The sequence below is a fragment of the Segatella albensis DSM 11370 = JCM 12258 genome (assembly GCF_000426565.1).
GTDB lineage: Bacteria > Bacteroidota > Bacteroidia > Bacteroidales > Bacteroidaceae > Prevotella > Prevotella albensis.
This window is the reverse complement of sequence record NZ_KE384540.1, coordinates 180,148-198,077: the sequence shown is the minus strand read 5'-3', so window position 1 is coordinate 198,077 and position 17,930 is coordinate 180,148. Positions and strand designations below refer to the sequence as shown.

Sequence of the window (17,930 nt, the reverse complement as noted above, 5' to 3'; positions counted from 1 at the left end):
AATATACTATCATATAATAATATGAACAAAATAAAAAGCATATTAAGCTGGAGTTGGGACAAAGCTCGCAAATTCTGGCCATGGTATAAAGGATTGTATCAAGGACGTGCTTGGTATACAAAAACGGTAATTGCTTTTGTTTCCTGCATCGTAGCCTTTATTCTTTATTTAGGAGCAGTAGATATTAACCTTTTTTGGTTATTTGGTAAATCTCCTGGTTATTTCTCAGGAATTCTGGATCCACAGACAAGTTCTGCATCAGAAATATATAGTGCAGATGGTGTACTCATCGGCAAATACTTTAATGAGAACCGAACTCCTGTAAAATATGAAGAAGTGAATCCAGCCTTCTTCCATGCCTTGGTAGACACCGAGGATGAGCGATTCTATAAGCACTTTGGTATTGACCCTATTGGTATCTTTGGTGCTGTTAAAGACGCTGTCACCCATCATGAAGGTCGTGGTGCTTCTACCATCACACAGCAGTTGGCAAAGAATATGTTCCGAGTACGTTCACAATACTCTACAGGTTTATTGGGTAAGATACCAGGACTTAAGATTCTTATCGTCAAGAGTAAGGAATGGATCATTGCTACAAAACTGGAAACCGTATATAGCAAGAAAGAAATCATCACGATGTATGCGAATACCGTAGATTTTGGTTCTAACGCATACGGAATCAAGACCGCAGCAAAGACATATTTCAACACGACCCCTAAGGACATGACCACAGAACAGGCTGCTGTCCTTGTTGGAATGTTGAAAGCTACATCATATTACAATCCAAAGTCAAATCCTGAGAACAGTTTGAAACGCCGTAATGTGGTACTGAACAATATGCTTACCCACGGAGATTTGACAAGATCGGAATGTGATTCTTTGAAAGAAATTCCTCTTAAGTTGGACTTCAAGGTAGAAGAAAACTATGACGGACAAGCTAAATATTTCCGTGAGGCTGTTGCTGATTATCTAAAGGATTGGTGTCAGGAGAATGGATACGACCTTTACTCTAGCGGTCTCAAGATTTATACGACTATAGATACACGTTTGCAGAAATATGCAGAGGACGCAGCTCGCAAACAGATGAAACAAGTTCAGAAGAACTTTGATAATCATTGGTCTATTTATAGAAACCAAAGTAGCAATTGGCTGAGACAAGAGCCATGGATAGATGAGAATGGACAAACCATTCCTAACTTTATCCAAGGAATAGCTGAACGCCAGCCTTTCTATAAGGCCTTACTTGCAAAATATCCTAACAACCCTGATTCTGTAAAATATTACTATAAAGAATGGGTTCATCCTGTCAAGGTATTTGATTACGACAAGGGTACAGTCATCAAGAACATGACCTCAGAGGATTCCATCAAATACATGACGACTTTCATGCATTGTGCTATGGTCGCTATGGAACCTCAAACTGGTGCTGTAAAAGCATGGGTCGGTGACATCGACTTTGACCAGTGGAAATATGACAAGGCTACTGCCATGCGCCAACCTGGTTCTACATTCAAACTCTTCGTATATACTGAGGCTATGAACCAAGGCTTGACGCCTTGTGATAAGCGCCGAGACGAGTATATCTCTATGCAGGTATATGACAAGAAGAAACATGAGATGACCACTTGGACTCCTAGTAATGCCAATGGTTCTTTCTCCGGAGATAGTATGCCACTAAGAAGTGCATTTGCACGAAGCATCAACTCTGTTGCCGTCCGTTTGGGACAGGAAATGGGTATCAAGAGAATCATCGAGACAGCACAGGCTATGGGTATCAAGAGTCCTCTGGATGATCAGCCTTCACTAGCTTTGGGCTCATGCGATGTCAACTTGCTTGAAATGGTAAACGCATATTGTGTAATCGCAGACAATGGAAAGCATCATGACCCTGTTTTGGTTACTCGCATTGTTGACCAGGATGGAAAAGAAGTATACACAGGACCTACAACTGATGAGCAGGTCATCCCATTGAAGAGTGCTTTCTTGATGCAAGAAATGCTAAAAGCCGGAACTCATGATGCAGGAGGAACTTCTGTAAGCATGTCATCAGCAGAATACGCAGGAAATTCTTTCCGTGACACCGATTGGGGTGGTAAAACAGGAACCTCTAACAATCATTCTGATGCATGGTTTATGGGCGTCAGTCCGCATCTTGTTGTAGGAGCATGGGTCGGAGGTGAATACCGATCTATACACTTCCGAACAGGTGCTTTAGGACAAGGTTCTAAGACAGCATTACCAATTTGTGGATATTTCATTCATTCAGTCATGGCAGACCCTGAATTCAAGCAATATCACGGGAAATGGTCTAAACCTACAGATGAGGATATTACGAGTGATATGTATACATGTCAACCATGGGTAGCTCCTGTTAAGAAGGATGCAGAACCTGTAGATTCTACAGTTGTTACATCCGAAGAAATTGTTTTGGATGATAACGGAAACCCTGTAACAAAGTCTACAGAGTCTGAGAGTACAACAGATAACTTCACTCCAAGTTCATCTAATTCTACAACAAAGAAACCTACTGATAGTGGTACTGATAAAAAGAAAGAAAAGAAGCACCACCCTACTCAACAGACTGTAACTTTGGACGACCTCTAATCACACCAAAGTGATTGAAGAGAAAAACGAAATAAAGAAAATCGATATAGAAAACTTGGAGTTGCAAAATGCACTCCAAGTTATTCAGTTTACCCGTCGCTCGCTCTTTCTAACAGGAAAGGCAGGGACGGGTAAATCAACGTTTCTGCGCTATATCGCTGCTACAACCAAAAAGAAGAATGTCATACTCGCTCCTACGGGCATTGCTGCTATCAATGCCGGTGGTGTAACGCTGCACAGTTTCTTTAAGTTGCCTTTTTACCCTCTCCTACCCAATGACAGCAGATATTCTATCAGGAATATCCGAAAAACACTGAAATACAATAGTGAGAAGATTAAGATTCTCAAAGAACTTGAACTAATCATTATTGATGAGATCAGTATGGTCAGAGCAGACATCATCGACTTCATCGACAAGGTACTGCGAGTGTATTGTCAGAAGATGCGAGAACCGTTCGGTGGCAAACAGCTTCTGCTTGTAGGAGATATATACCAGTTAGAACCCGTCGTAAAGGAAGAAGACAGGAAACTACTTACTCCCTTCTACCAGTCTAACTTTTTCTTCAATGCGAAGATATTCCAGCACTTTCAACTAGTCAGTATCGAACTGAAAAAGGTATACCGACAGACTGATCCTCTGTTTATCAACATTTTAGACCATATTCGTACATCAAATGTAGAAAATAATGATCTGAAAATGCTCAATAGCCGAGTTGGAGCAGACTTAAGCTCTGAGGATAGCAAACTGTCTATTACATTGTCCACCAGAAGGGACACGGCCGATTATATTAATAAGAATCAGCTTGATCAGCTCGAAGGTGATTTACAATTATTCCATGGCAACATAGAGGGAGAATTTCCGGAGAGCAGTCTTCCTGCACCAATAGATTTATATCTGAAAGTCGGTGCACAGGTTATGTTCGTCAAAAATGATATCAACCATCAATTCGTGAATGGAACGCTGGGCACCATCACGGGCTTTGATATGGACGAAAACGAGGGTGCTAAAATCTATGTAAAGACGGAGGAAGGTGATGACATCATCGTGGAAGAGGCTACATGGAGCAACATGAGGTATCACTTCAACGAAACTGAAAAGAAAATTGAAGAGGAGGAAATCGGTAGGTATGAACAGTATCCTATAAGATTGGCATGGGCTATCACTGTACATAAGAGTCAAGGCTTAACCTTCAAACAGGTAAAGATAGACTTTACCGGTGGCGTATTTGCCGGAGGACAAGCCTATGTAGCATTATCACGATGCACCTCACTCGAAGGAATAAGCTTACAAGAGCCTATCAACAGAAATGAGGTATTTACTCGTAACGAGGTAAAGCAGTTCGCACATAATTATAATAATCTGAATATCATCAAAACAGCTCTTAGCCAGAGCAAAGCTGATAAACAATATTGGGATGCCATGCAGGCTTGGCGAAAGGGTGATATTCAGAAAATGCTTGATAACTTCTTCCTTGCTATCCATAGTCGATATGATATTGAGAAACCTGGCGTAAAAAGACTTATTCGCAAGGAACTCAACATCGTAAATAAGCTAAGGGAGGAAAACAACAGACTACAGAAGGAGATGAAACAGCAGAAGGTGTTCCTTAAAAAACTTGCTGTGGAATATACTCTAATGGGAAAGGAATGTGAGAAAGAAGGTATGACCGATGCTGCCATTAGGAATTATAAAAAGGCTCTGGAATTATACCCTGAACATACTCTTGCCAAGAAGAGATTGAATAAACTATTATCATAGTTTAACTACGTCGGCTTACGAAGTTAACTACATAAGGCAACGCAGTTAACTATGTAAGCTTACGCAGTTAACTGCGTAAGTTGATGAAGTTAACTGCGTAAATTCATGCATATAATCGGTATTAATGATGTTCTGCAACAATTGCCAGATATACGACATTCTGATCTGTAAGATTCTCAAAATAATGAGAATGTCCCTTTGGACAATAATGTACTTGTCCGGCTTTTACTACTTCTACACGACCATCATAATGATAAGTCATTTCGCCTTCTAAGATATACATCACCTCGCAGTTCTCCTCATGAACATGATTTCCACTTGAAGCGCCTGGAGTAAGTACACTTTTCATGATCTTTACTTTTTCATCTGCAAAATTACGGGTATCCAATTCTCCCTGTCCACCCTTAAAGCCCATAACCTTGGCTTCTTCAATAGTATTAAAATCTATAACCATAAAATAATCTGTTTAAATCAAAGCAAAAGTATAAAAAAAATCGGATACACTTTAAAGAATATCCGATTTTATATTGTATCTAAAGTAAATTAAATCTTACTTCTTTGTAGAAACATAAACACCTACAGCTTCTACAAGACCTTTATAGGTAGACTTGGTTGCAATGATAGTGATGTTCTCACCATCAGTCAAGGTAACGCCCTGTTCCTTGAGTTTACCTTTGGTACCACCCCAACCAGCAAGTACACCATAAACATAAACTGTACCTGTTTCATCAGTCAAAGCAAAATTACCATACTTTTCAAGATCAAATTTGGTATTAGCCTCTGTTGACTTGCTAATCTTACCAGAAATCAAATAGTAGGTATCCTTAGAATCTGCCTTAGAGCGGAAGTCCTTGATAGAGACTGCCTCTACCGACTTGCTGTCGCTAAGAGTTGCACTTGTCATCTCAATGGTAGTCTTATACTCATCGCGCTTACCAACAACAGTAACGATGTCTCCAACCTTCAAACCTTTATCTTTGAAATTGCTTAAATCATAGATATAAGTTTCACCGGTATAATCCTTGATATAGAATTGACCCTTATCAGCATTCTTGACACCAGAGATAATACCTGTCAGGCGATACAAGTTGTCACCTTTAGGAGCTGCATTGAACTCCTTAACTGTAACATCCTCAATGCCACCGGCCTGAGAAACTTTACCATTCAATGTGGTGGTCTTACCATCAACGGTAACACTAAATGCTACCTCAGCAGAACGAGCACCCTTTTCATTAGCAGAAGCCTTGAATACGAAGTCTGTTGACTCACCATTGTTCTTTACAGAAGAGATCGTCAACCAAGACTTAGCATCCTCTGGAATTTCTACTGATACGATGTTACCCTTGCTAGAGACATGGGCTGTAGCATAACCACCCTCCTTAGCAATAGGAGCATTCTTTACACCATTTACATCGATAGAATCTATCTTCAAAACAGATTTCTTGATGTTCTTTACAGCAACATCAACAAGTTCTACAGTACCATTATATGTAGTCTTAGGACCTTCGATTGTTACAACATCACCTTCCTCAAGACCAAGGCTTGAGAAGTTCTTTGTAGCGCCATTCTTATCAAGAGTACCATATACATATACTTCACCAGTCTCATCTTTGATATACCAGTTACCATATACGGTATTGCTAATCTTGGTAACAGCACCTGTTACACGGAAAGTCTTACCATCAGCACCAGCGAGAACCTGAGCACAGGTAGCATTTTCTACTTTAGCTGCACCCTGGATAACATGAAGGATCTGGGTCTCACCATTACATACTAAATTATAGAAACCAGAACGGTTACCTTTAATAGCATCAGCAGAGAAAGTTACAACAGTCTCACCGGCTGTACCTGAGGTAGCAGAAACAGTTACCCAATTCAGATAATTGTCAATCGCTTTCTGAGCTTTCTCACGGTCTGCCTCAGTCTTGGCTTTAGCCAAATTCTTAGTTAGATCACTTGGAATAGCTCTTTCCAGTTTCCAGTCACCAGCAGCTTTGATTGTAATTTCAGTGCTTCCACCATCAACAGGAATAGCTACAATAGACTTAGAAACCTGAATGCCATCAAGACATCCCATTTCCTCTTCATTAGAACAACTTACCAACATCGTAAGAAGTGCAAGAAGTGTTGGAAGAATATATTTAATTTTCATTACTTTACTTTTAAATTAAATGAAATCTTTAGTTAAAGAAATACTTGATACCAACAGATGCATACCAGCACTGACCGATAGCATGGTTGTAAACCCAACGCTGAGTATTACCGCTTACAGCCTTAGGAGTTGAGAATGTTGCATAACCCTCAGCATCCATACCTTCATAGTTAAGGATTCGACCTTCTGCCAAAGAGGCATTCATCATCTTTGATACACCCCACTTATCGTTGAACATATTCAAGACATTCTTTACGTCGAAGCTCAACTGAAGTTTATGAGATGTTGCACCTAGTTTCAATTTGAAATCATGCTTGTAAGCTACATCAAGACGATGAACCCAAGGAGAATATACGCTATAAGCCTCTGCATACTTACCCTGGCGGTGCTTCAAATAGCTATCACCATGAACGAAGTCCATGAAGCGAGTCTTATCATCCTCTGATACGAAACGGAACTGACCTTTTTCTACCTGCTCATCTGTTGGAACATAGATAAGGTCATATTTATAACCATCACCGTTCATATCATTAGCGGTCATATATGAATAGTTGTAACCACCTTTGAAGCCTTCATAGATGAAGCTAAATGTGTTACCACTCTTATCATTGAATGTAGCAGAAGCTACGATACGGTCAGGAGTTGTGTACTGTGAATTGTGGAGACCTACATTGTTAGGACCCTGAACTGAAGGAACATAAGCGATACAAGACTCTGCATTAGAACCTGGCATACCAGTAACATCCTTAGAAACAGTATGAGTATATGCTGCCATCAAGTTGATACCCTCAACAGGCTGTGCATTAACCTGGATACTTGCCTGGTAACCCCAACCTTTAGAAGTATTCTCAAGAACGAATGCCTTTGTACCCTGACGGAAAGTCTCAGGGAAGAGAGGACGATTGTCTACACCATTGAAGTGCTCAAAACCATTAGGAGAAATCATGCTCCAGTCTGTCATAGTAGACTCGTATACGGTCTTGTTGAAGATGAATTCACCGGTAACAGAAAGAGGGAAAGATGTAGGCAACTGATAATCAACTGCCAAAGATGTCTTCCAACGCTGTGGCAACTTGAAGTTTGGATCTACTGCAGAAATAGAAGAAGGAACTGTACCATCTGTTGGGCTAACAGTCATAGGATAACCTAACTTCTCCAATTTATCTTTAAGAGCCTGAACTGTAGCATGCTTGTTAGCATCTGTTACAAGACCACCAGCGAACTCGTCCATTGTGAAGCCTTTCTTTGTAGCTTCCTTCTCATTGATCTGAGCCTGATACTGTACAAGACCACCGTTAGTAGGCATATTGGTGAAGAATACCAAAGGCAAACGACCTGAGAACAGACCTGTACCACCTCTGAACTTCAAAGTACCATCACCGAATACATCATAAGTGAAACCAACACGTGGATTAATTGTCAAACTAGAATTAGGCCATTTACCTGTGTCAATATGACGACCACTATAGTCAAGGTCATAAATTGCCTGATTACGCATCAAGTCTTTATTTTCGAAGAAGAGACCATCGAAACGGATTCCATAAGTCAACATAAACTTCTTGTTGACATTCCACTCATCCTGTGCATATACGCCCAACTTATTGAACTGAACACGAGCTGCAGGAGAAGTTTCACCATTATAACCGTAAGTCAAACATACGATTTCAGGAGCACGCTTATTCAAGAAGTCATCCAATGAAGAGTAACGATAGTAACCGGTTCCGTTACGCATGTACTGGTTATCAGCCATCTGATGCTCATAAGAAACACCACCGAAGATACGATGATTACCAAATGTATAATTCAAGTCATCCTTGACATTCCATACTGTATTATGTACGGCATTGTTATAAGTAAACAACTCATAACCAAGAGCCATATAGTTTTCGCCATCCTTCAAAATATCGATGAATGGGAACTCGTCAGACTTAGTACCACGAACATCATCCAATTTAGAATATGTTGCCAAGAACTGGTTAGACAGATTGTCAGTCAAACGGCTGTTCAAATCGAAAGACCAGGTCTTAACAAGGTTGTCCATAGAATACATTGAGTTAGCAAAAGACATAGAGTACTCTGATGTACGGCCAAAAGCAGAACGAGTACCACCGTCCATAGAAGAAGCATTAGGAGCAATCCACTTTGTATTCTTTGTATAGTTGTAACGGATTGCCAAACGATGCTTGTCGGTAATATTCCAGTCTAAACGAGCAAGGAACTTATCGTTTGTAATATCAGAAGGGAAATCTGTATATGAACCTGTGTCATAACCATATTCGTTACGAACAAAGTCAGAAACTTTCTGAAGATCACTTAATGTAGTACGAGAGATTGTACGGTTTACATCAGCTACTCCATCTTTACTACCTCTCCAACGGTTTGCAACAGAAGGAGTCTGTACGGTTTCACCATTTACGAAGAAGAACAGTTTATCCTTAACAATAGGACCACCTAAAGTGAAACCATAGGTTGATGTACGGTCAGTTTCACGAGCTGTAGGAATCTGCACACCATCAATAGCGTCACCACGCATATTCTCATTTCTATGATATGCGTATGCAGTACCTTTGAACTTATTTGTACCAGACTTTGTAATAGCGTTGATACCACCACCAACAAAGTTTGTTTGACGAACATCATAAGGAGAAATAACAACTTGCATTTCCTCAATAGCATCAAGAGAAATTGGAGTACCACCACCAGGCAGACCATCATTCAAACCAAAATTGTTATTGAAGTTTGCACCATCAACAGTAAAGTTGGCTGTACGTCCATCAGTACCCGCAAAGCTCATACCATTACCACCATAAGGTGAAAGACGAGCAACATCTGTCAGACTTCTTGAAACATTAGGCATGTTCATAATCTGTGTATTTGAGATGTTGGTTGCGGCACCGGTCTTCTTAGCGGCAAACTTAGTACCTTGTGCAATAACAACAACTTCGCCCAACTGCTTTGCATCCTCTGTCATCTCTGCATCGAGAGAGAATGGATTACCAAGCTGGAGTGTAATGTTCTTGAACTTCATTGTAGAGAATCCTACATACGAAATTGTAACCGTATAAGGACCACCTGGACGCATACCTTGGATGTTAAAACGTCCGTCAATGTTTGAAACTGCGGAATACCTTGTACCAGATGGCTCATGCACGATCTGGATTGCGGCACCGATAATAGGCTCTTTGCTTGCCTTCTCAGTCACAGATCCGCTCATCGAAGAAGTTGTAACTTGCGCCATAATTGATGTTGTAAAGAACAACATCAGCGCCATTAGAAAACGCAATCTTTTTTGCATACCTTTTTAACTGAAATTTAATTAATAATTTGAGGGGATAAACCCAGTTAATACTTAGATGCTGCAAAATTAATTAAAATTTCTCATATAATTGTTACAAAAGTGTTAAAATTAGAAGTTATTAAAAACAAAAAAATCCGCATTAATATTAAATGCGGATTATATTTCAAATTGTAAGCAAATTAGTCTTTTCTGTACCAAATTCTCATTATCTTTCGTCGAATAACAATTATATTGAGAACCGAAACCAGTATAAACAATATCAAACCGACAGTTAACGCCGGTAGCATATTTCCATCTTCTATTTGAGGGAATAATGTTTCTATGATATCCATATAATATGCCCTGACAAAGAACAATATAATCAATGCGATAAGTAGGACCAGAACATTCAAACCTATCGTCAGAAATTGATATGGACGGGCTACATTTCCTGGACTATAACCTATCAACAGTAGATTTTCCAACTTTGAGGAATTCTTCTGTACAAGAAGGTATATACTCAGCATCAATATATAGAAACTCAAAATCGAAATGATCAATCCCACAATCATCACCATTGAAACCATTAGTTTCAAGAAATATGTGGTCTTCTCAGCATTCAATTTATCATCCTCTACTTCGTATCCTTTCTTATCAAGATATTTCGTTATATGCTCATCTGCCGGATTTCCGACCTCCATGATCAAACGGGTTGGATTGCTGTGATTTTCCGGAGCAAAATGATTATTACTCCAATCCATAAATGCCTGTGGCACAAGGATTGTGTTAAGTCGGCTGGAGAATCCGATGACCTTTCCGTCAAATTCTTCATTATATCCATTACCTTGGATAAACATCTTAAAGTCTATCATACCCATCAATCCTTCAGATATCTTTGGTAATGAATGACTCTGTGCAAATCCAAAGTTATACATTGTTATATATGCGCGTGGCAGAATAATTGGTACTTTCTGATCTCCCTCTTTCCATTTCCAGTCTTGTGAAGGAGCCTCAACAAAATCATCCGGAACGGATTCTATAGGAATCTCGGAGTTCAAGACATTCGTTCCATTAATTCCCATGTTGGCATTTACCTTATATTCTGTAGAAGTGAATTTACCCATCTTCTTGACAAAAGGCTGCTCTCCAACTTCATCTATCTCACTATTGCTGAAAGTATTTGTTCTTCCGCTAATGGTGCTTGCTGTTCCTATCTTCTTATTCAAAATCAGGAAATCAGACTTCATAAAGCTGTCTTCTGCTGTAAAGACTGGTATAACGTCATTATAAAACTGAAATCCTAATAAAACGATAAGCATACCAAATAAGTTGGCAAAGAAGAAACCAACAAACTGTGGTACACTAATATGTTGACGTAATAATTTCCAAACAAGATTCATAATCCCTACCTCATCTTTTAAAGTTTAAAGACCTTTTCATAATCTAGATCCATATGTTTACCAATACTTGTCACGATGACACCGGCTCCTTGCTTCTTGGCTTCTGTCATCATTATCTCTCCCATAATACGACTATTATTATCATCAAGATGAGAAATTGGCTCATCTGCAAGAATAAAATCAAAAGGCTGGACCAATGCACGTATCATGGCAACTCTTTGCTGTTGACCGAATGACATTTTGCCGATCTTCGCATCTAGTTTGTCTCCTATACCAAGCATATCAAACCACTCCACAATCTGTTCCTTACTCTTAAATCCTGTTAGATTATTCTTAATCATGACATTCTCCATTGCTGTAAGTTCTGGGAACAAACGAAGTTCTTGGAATAAATGACTTACATGTCGCTTACGAATATCGACCCAGTCTGATACTTTATAATCGGACGTAAGATGATCATCAAACATCACTTCGCCACTATAATCGTGACGATACCCGAGTACATAGCTGCAGAAAGTGCTCTTTCCTTGTCCACTTTCTGCTTCCACAAGATAAAGGTGACCTTTTTCAAAGGTTGCATCAGTATTCCAAATATCAGAGTTCCATTCTGTACGCTGAGAAAAGACCTGAGGTATAACGGAATTCAAAAGAATTTTTTCCATTTATTTTAATGTATAAACGATACTTCTTATATCTCCAAACATCGGTTTCATAAATACTGAAAGTGCCGACATCACTCCCTTATTATTGCCAAAATCACTCAAATTAATGATCATGACCATCTTCTGACCAATAATCTTCTTTTGTAAATTTATATCTAAAGGATGAACATTGGTCTTAATTGCACCTAAAGCTGTTGCCTTGTCACTTCCGCTATAGAATTGCAAATCTGGGGATACGCCAAAGAAGAATGATGTATTCCCATCTGTATAATAATAAGAATTTTTACCGGAATCCAATATCTTTCCTCCCTTTGGCACACTTTGCTTCCAATAGTCCACATCAGCTAGCCATTTTGCATGAGCCAGTTTTGCAGCCCATGTGATTTGCATCTTATCATCAGAATAAGAAGGAATAACAATGCTCATATCTCCATTTACACTACGTAAGATGTTATCCATATCAATTGCTGTGTTTATACCAGCAAGAAGGGCTTGAAGGCCTTGATTATTTTGCATTAAAGGTAGGAATTTTGTTCCATCTACATTCATGAACATACCAAGAGTAGCATCACGCGACATAGAAGCAACATAGTTACCCTTTATTGGGCGATATTGTTTGCTTGCATTCTGAAGGGATGCATTAACTTCTTTATTAAAAGAGAAGGTCTTGCCTTCAATATTCAAACAGCCATCAGAAACAAACATCTTCGCTGCTATTAATACTTGAGAAGCATCTGCTCCTTTAGGCGCACCCAATGTGAAAGGTGCAATAAATTTCTCTGGTAATGCCTGAGCCTCTGCAACAATAGCCATCGGGGCCTCTATACTATCCAACTTCTCATAAATCGGACGGGATACGACACTCTCATCTTCGCTTTGCTTCAGGTATCTTGCCATACTCTGCTGTAGTTCAGCCTGTGCATCAGGAGTGACAGGTCCCATAACGAGCAATGCGTCATCAGAGAATCCAAGAACCCAAGAATCCTTTAATACTGAGAAGTTAAAACCTCGACGTTCTTTTGTCTTTGTGCAAACGCCTTTCTTTGACAACTTGTCCAGGTATTCTTTTAAGTCATCAGAATCGCTCACTTTTGCACAAAGGCCAAGATTTCCATCCTGAGACTCAAACATGTACATTTTAGAGGTTAAATCAATACCGCAATCTGAAACATTCTTTATATGTAATACCGCAGCAAGAAGATTCAATCGCTTACTTGAGGAACTTGCTGCCATCTTTTTCATATCAACAGAAATTAAAGCAGAACTTTCTGCTGGTATGGCATTTTGATAACTATCAGAACAAGAACTGAAAAACAACGCTGACGCGATGAATATATAATATATAAAATGTTTAGCTTTAATCATCTTTTCTTAAGTATGTTATTTTCGTCTAGCTAAATTCGCTAACATTACAGCTGTCAATCCTGCAGTTTCTGTCCGAAGCCGACTAGTTCCCAAAGATACACTCTCGTAACCATTCTCCAGAGCCAATCGTACTTCATCTACCGAGAAATCACCCTCCGGTCCTACTAAAACCGTAACATCTAAGTCTTCAGGATTTAAAGCTGGCTTATTCAATTCTTCAAAGAAATCCAGCTTTTCAAATTCTTCATAACAATGACAGATGAATTTCCTTCCTTTCCGTGGAGTTAAGATAAAGTCTTTAAAATGCTCCATCTGATTAACGACCGGCTTCCAAGGTTTTCTGCTTTGTTTTACAGCTGCAACAATAATCTTATCTAGTCTTACCGTTCTCATAACTTTTCGCTCAGAGAACTTACAGTTCAGGAAAGACAACTCATCAAAACCGACTTCCGTTGCCTTTTCTGCCATCCACTCTATTCGATCCATCATCTTCGTTGGAGCAATGGCCAAATGAATGTGCCCATTCCATGAAGGTTGCTGCGGCAACGTTTCTTTGATTTCATAAAGGCATCTTTTAGTAGCAGCCAAAGTTACTTCTGCTCTATAAAAACAGCCCTCTCCATCCATGAGAAACATTTCATCGCCACTCTTCAATCGAAGCACTCTTAATGCATGCATAGCCTCGTCCAAAGGCATTTCATTCTGACTTGCTGCATCAGGCACATAGAAATATCGGACTTCTTTCATCGGTATTAATTTATTTAATTTGTTATCTTTATTATTTACCTTCGACTCTGCGCTTTAACTCATCACGTATTTGTGATGCTTGCTCATATCTTTCTTCACTGATAGCCTTATTCATAGCCTCTTGCAGCATTTCATTCGTCAGTATATTTATAGGTAAAGAAACGCTAGCTACTCCTGGAGTGTATTTGGCACTTTGACGAAACATCAGTCTCTCACTTGCGAAAAGAGGCAAATGGGCTATCTTTGAAATCAGAATGGCATCGGCTGCATTTATAGGAATCATTTCTAAGCTATCCAGATTAAATAATTGAGCCTTAAAATCTCCGTCTATGATGTCTGTTAACAGTATCTCAAAACTCAAATCGGTATTATTCCTAAGTAAATTCAACAACACCTCTGGTAACCTTCGTGAACAATTTTTCTTCTGAACACGAGCGTTCAACTCATATTTCATCAACTTGTCACACGGTATAACGAGTTGACGTTTTTCCTGTTCGTCAACCAATATAAGAAGTCCTATATCTGTATTACTAGAGACTTCTACAATTTCTTTTAAATACAGCCGAACTTTGTCCATTACTCTACCTCCACCTTTTTAGGTCGGAACATCAAAGCAAATGAAACACCAACTAGCAAAGCATAAGCAGCAAAAATATACCAACAAGTCTGCCAATCTGTTACACCATCATCGGTATGAGAATTTACTATTGCCTGGGCAGAAAGTGTTCCTACTGTCGCCCCAATACCGTTCGTCATCAACATAAACAATCCTTGTGCACTTGAACGTAATGAAGGATCTGTTGACTTATCGACAAACAAGGAGCCTGATATATTAAAGAAGTCGAAAGCTACGCCGTAAACGATCATTGACAAGACAAACATCCAAACGCCATTACCCGGGTTACCTGCTCCGAACAAGCCGAAACGTAGCACCCATGCAAACATGGCAATAAGCATCACATTCTTGATGCCATAACGCTTCATAAAGAATGGTATAAATAGGATACATACGGTTTCACTTATCTGAGATAATGATATCAGGATATTTGCATGTTGCACACCAAATGTACCGGCATACTCCGGAATATCCTTAAATGAAGTGATGAAAGGATTTGCAAATCCATTAGTAATCTGCAAACTAACACCCAACATCATAGAGAATATAAAGAATATTGCCATTCTCTTTTGCTTGAAAAGGGTAAAAGCTTGGAGTCCGAAAGCATCCACTAAAGATTTCTTTTCACCAGCCTCTGCAACAGAACAACTTGGCAAAGTGAAACTATAGAAGAATAATATGATGCTAACAATACCTGATACGATAAATTGGTTTTGGTTAGGTTGGAATCCACACAAATCAACAACCCACATCATACAGATAAAGCCAACAGTTCCAAAGACACGAATTGGAGGAAAATCTTTAACTGTATCCATTCCCGCTTGCGTCAAACCGGAATAGGCAACGGAATTTGCCAAAGCCAACGTTGGCATGTAAAATGCCACACTCAAGGTGTAAGAAGGGAAAATAAACTGATAATTGTGCGATAGACCTGCATAAGCAGCTCCAAACATAAACAAGCCTGCTAACAAATGGCATAAGCCTAAAAGGCGTTGTGCTGGTATCCATCTATCAGCAACTATACCCATCAATGCAGGCATAAAAATTGATACTACTCCTTGTACAGCATAGAACCAACCAATATTTGATGCCATGTCTATATTAACAAGGTATGTTCCCATAGAAGTAAGATAAGCTCCCCAGGCAGCGAACTCAAGGAAGTTCATCAATGCTAACCGTATTTTTAAATTCATTTTGGTATTGAAACTAACTTTTAATTGCAATTACAGTGCAAAGATAAGGATTAAAATTGAGAATAAGATAACAGAAATTAAGATTTTTTGCAGTTTTTACCTAATTTAAAGAATAAATGACAAACAGCGATATTCTTGCACAAAAAAAAATTGGTTATCATCACGACAACCAATCTTTAATTAACCTTAATAATCTAATACCATGAAAAACACGATGCAAAATTACTAAGAATATCGTAATCTCCAAATTAATCATAGAAAAAGTTCATATATTTAATATCGCTTAACAACTAAGTCTTTCAAATTAACCTTTATTTGCTTAGAAATAGCTTCAACATCCTTTTTATCTTGTTTTGAGGCCAAAGGAATAGACATACTATAAGTGATACTATTTTGCTGAGGAGACAACTTAGCCCAATACATAAACGGTTGAACCATAGACAAAAGTTCATCATAACGTTTTACGTCCATCGTATCGGGCTTTGACATAAAGTCTGCCTTTTTAAAATTCAACCCCTCACCTATTTTATTCCATTCTTTATTATAAAAGGCCACTTCACTTTCACGCGCCGGACCAACAAAGGTACGCACAACACAAAGAATGGAGTCACCCGTATTAGATGGGAACATCTTCATCTCCATTATCGACGACTCATTAAGTTGTATATGAGCATAATCGGTTGCCAAGGTATCCATGATACTTTCTCCCTGAAACAGATTCTTCACACTTGCCTTTACATTCATATCAACAAAGTCAATACATTCCTGCCGTAAACTCTTATTGAGATACGGTATAATAGAATCTGGCATATTCAGCCACATTTCCCTAACAGACTGAGCACTCATATTACATGAGAACGTAAACGATAACAACGCTACAAATACAAACTTCTTCAATTTACTATTTTTAAAAAGTTATTTTATAAAAGGGAAAGCTCCATAACGCAAGATGCAATTCCATTGTCCTTCTACCCTCTCTACAAAAAGCGTAAACAGAGGACGCATGCCAACAGAAGACCATCCACCTTTATAAAAAGGGGTATGATTATCTTCCTCGTCATATGAAACAGAATACTCTTCCCCTAGTTTTTCAGCAAGTGATTTCATTTTCCTTATAGCATCAGCTTTACTCTTGCTAACAGAATAGAACCTAGCTTGATTCAGATAACTAGAGACTGTATCTCTTTGGAAATCAAATATTATTTTATCGAAATCAAGATCCTCATACAACTTATGCAAATAAACGATGCTATTAGCATCACACATCTCCGGTTCACCCCATTGAACTTTCAAATTGTCTAGAGCATTTTCATACGTACATCCAAAATCAACTCCTGCGACACGCTCTACATCTTTAGCATAAACTACAGATGAGAACAGTAGCACAATCGCCAACAAAAAATTCCTCATCATGATTGATTCCTATTTTGATTGCAAATATATAAAAAAAGGTGGACACCCACAAGGACATCCACCTGATTTATTCTAACTTTCAAAATTGTATATACAATATTGATATCTCACCAGTTGCTCACTAAGCTTCGAGAGCGCCCTGTGCGACGGCTAACGAAAACTGATTATCAGCACATTACGGTGAATCTGGGAAACATTTGGGAAACATTATGATCATGTACTGCACATTCTGCACCCGATTTCCTCAAAATATCCGACCATTTTTGCCACTTCGACTACTTATTTCAATATTTAGTTGTTAAACACTATTGTTAGAACACAGATTGCATTACGACTTTTCAGCACGTTCTGCAAATTTTGCTTGCAAAATTAATGTTTTCTCATGACATTACGTTTGTTTTGCACGTTTTTCTTGCAGAACGTGATGTGAACTACTATGCAGAGCGACTAAACGTGTCTTCCAAATACCTTTCTGCTACCATCAAACGCATGACAGGACACAGCGTCACCTCATACATCGACCGCCATACCATACCTATATTAAAAGACTATCTGAATGACGAACGACTGTCGCTTACCCAGATAGCTGAAATTATGAATTTCACTACGCTTTCGTACTTCAGTCGCTATTGTACCAAGCACCTCGGCCAGTCGCCCAGCGAATACCGTCTGAGTCTGCAACCAAAGCTTGATTTGTAAGACTCATTTATGTTATTCTGCAGTTAATTCGAAGAAAATTAGT

At 39.0% G+C, this 17,930-nt stretch carries 14 protein-coding genes; 3 read left to right on the top strand and 11 right to left on the bottom strand.

The window, feature by feature from the left end; translation table 11 throughout:
* The first annotated feature begins 21 nt into the window (after window positions 1–21).
* Both K333_RS0110670 and K333_RS0110665 read left to right on the top strand, forming a co-directional pair.
* Entirely contained in the window at window positions 22–2,604 is a 2,583-nt protein-coding gene (locus K333_RS0110670) for a transglycosylase domain-containing protein (protein ID WP_027452691.1), read from the top strand.
* Between the two features lie 61 nt (window positions 2,605–2,665).
* A complete protein-coding gene (locus tag K333_RS0110665) occupies window positions 2,666–4,363 on the top strand; it encodes an AAA family ATPase (RefSeq protein ID WP_051230980.1) in 1,698 nt (565 codons plus the stop codon).
* 121 nt (window positions 4,364–4,484) lie between these two features.
* Here K333_RS0110665 and K333_RS0110660 read toward each other — a convergent pair whose 3' ends face one another.
* From K333_RS0110660 to K333_RS0110610, 11 genes are all read right to left on the bottom strand, one after another.
* A complete protein-coding gene (locus K333_RS0110660; protein ID WP_024990043.1) occupies window positions 4,485–4,817 on the bottom strand; it encodes a cupin domain-containing protein in 333 nt (110 codons plus the stop codon).
* Window positions 4,818–4,913: 96 nt separating this feature from the next.
* The gene (locus tag K333_RS0110655; protein WP_027452690.1) at window positions 4,914–6,515 is read right to left on the bottom strand and encodes a BACON domain-containing protein; all 1,602 of its coding nucleotides are present in this window, start codon (window positions 6,513–6,515) and stop codon (window positions 4,914–4,916) included.
* 28 nt (window positions 6,516–6,543) lie between these two features.
* Window positions 6,544–9,810: a TonB-dependent receptor gene (locus tag K333_RS0110650; protein ID WP_024990042.1), complete on the bottom strand. Its 3,267-nt coding sequence runs from the start codon at window positions 9,808–9,810 to the stop codon at window positions 6,544–6,546.
* A gap of 182 nt (window positions 9,811–9,992) precedes the next feature.
* Window positions 9,993–11,192: a hypothetical protein gene (locus tag K333_RS0110645; RefSeq protein WP_024990041.1), complete on the bottom strand. Its 1,200-nt coding sequence runs from the start codon at window positions 11,190–11,192 to the stop codon at window positions 9,993–9,995.
* Window positions 11,193–11,209: 17 nt separating this feature from the next.
* Window positions 11,210–11,854: an ATP-binding cassette domain-containing protein gene (locus K333_RS0110640; RefSeq protein WP_024990040.1), complete on the bottom strand. Its 645-nt coding sequence runs from the start codon at window positions 11,852–11,854 to the stop codon at window positions 11,210–11,212.
* Window positions 11,855–13,219 carry a DUF4836 family protein gene (locus K333_RS0110635; RefSeq protein WP_051230965.1) on the bottom strand — a complete coding sequence of 455 codons (1,365 nt, stop codon included), beginning with the start codon at window positions 13,217–13,219 and terminating at the stop codon, window positions 11,855–11,857.
* Between the two features lie 15 nt (window positions 13,220–13,234).
* On the bottom strand, window positions 13,235–13,966 hold the full coding sequence (locus K333_RS0110630; RefSeq protein ID WP_024990039.1) for an RsmE family RNA methyltransferase: 732 nt from the start codon (window positions 13,964–13,966) through the stop codon (window positions 13,235–13,237).
* A gap of 31 nt (window positions 13,967–13,997) precedes the next feature.
* Complete coding sequence (locus tag K333_RS0110625) at window positions 13,998–14,543, bottom strand: UvrB/UvrC motif-containing protein (protein ID WP_024990038.1); 546 nt, start codon at window positions 14,541–14,543, stop codon at window positions 13,998–14,000.
* Window positions 14,543–15,775, bottom strand: coding sequence for a nucleoside permease (locus K333_RS0110620; protein ID WP_024990037.1), 1,233 nt, complete (start codon window positions 15,773–15,775; stop codon window positions 14,543–14,545). The genes K333_RS0110625 and K333_RS0110620 overlap by 1 nt, the downstream gene beginning before the upstream one ends.
* A gap of 273 nt (window positions 15,776–16,048) precedes the next feature.
* Entirely contained in the window at window positions 16,049–16,672 is a 624-nt protein-coding gene (locus K333_RS0110615) for a DUF3256 family protein (protein WP_027452688.1), read from the bottom strand.
* Between the two features lie 18 nt (window positions 16,673–16,690).
* Window positions 16,691–17,188, bottom strand: a complete 498-nt coding sequence (locus K333_RS0110610) for a hypothetical protein (RefSeq protein ID WP_024990035.1) — start codon at window positions 17,186–17,188, stop codon at window positions 16,691–16,693.
* Window positions 17,189–17,587: 399 nt separating this feature from the next.
* On the opposite strand from K333_RS0110610, the gene K333_RS12495 reads away from it, so the two are divergent.
* On the top strand, window positions 17,588–17,887 hold the full coding sequence (locus tag K333_RS12495; RefSeq protein ID WP_306306341.1) for a helix-turn-helix domain-containing protein: 300 nt from the start codon (window positions 17,588–17,590) through the stop codon (window positions 17,885–17,887).
* Window positions 17,888–17,930: the final 43 nt, after the last annotated feature.

Bases quoted from the DNA above. Each gene is read 5' to 3' on its own strand.
- K333_RS0110650 (WP_024990042.1), bottom strand. From the start codon at position 9,810: ATGCAAAAAAGATTGCGTTTTCTAATGGCGCTGATGTTGTTCTTTACA.
- K333_RS0110625 (WP_024990038.1), bottom strand. From the start codon at position 14,543: ATGGACAAAGTTCGGCTGTATTTAAAAGAAATTGTAGAAGTCTCTAGT.
- K333_RS0110655 (WP_027452690.1), bottom strand. From the start codon at position 6,515: ATGAAAATTAAATATATTCTTCCAACACTTCTTGCACTTCTTACGATG.
- K333_RS0110610 (WP_024990035.1), bottom strand. From the start codon at position 17,188: ATGATGAGGAATTTTTTGTTGGCGATTGTGCTACTGTTCTCATCTGTA.
- K333_RS0110620 (WP_024990037.1), bottom strand. From the start codon at position 15,775: ATGAATTTAAAAATACGGTTAGCATTGATGAACTTCCTTGAGTTCGCT.
- K333_RS0110660 (WP_024990043.1), bottom strand. From the start codon at position 4,817: ATGGTTATAGATTTTAATACTATTGAAGAAGCCAAGGTTATGGGCTTT.
- K333_RS0110630 (WP_024990039.1), bottom strand. From the start codon at position 13,966: ATGAAAGAAGTCCGATATTTCTATGTGCCTGATGCAGCAAGTCAGAAT.
- K333_RS0110645 (WP_024990041.1), bottom strand. From the start codon at position 11,192: ATGAATCTTGTTTGGAAATTATTACGTCAACATATTAGTGTACCACAG.
- K333_RS0110640 (WP_024990040.1), bottom strand. From the start codon at position 11,854: ATGGAAAAAATTCTTTTGAATTCCGTTATACCTCAGGTCTTTTCTCAG.
- K333_RS0110670 (WP_027452691.1), top strand. From the start codon at position 22: ATGAACAAAATAAAAAGCATATTAAGCTGGAGTTGGGACAAAGCTCGC.
- K333_RS0110635 (WP_051230965.1), bottom strand. From the start codon at position 13,219: ATGATTAAAGCTAAACATTTTATATATTATATATTCATCGCGTCAGCG.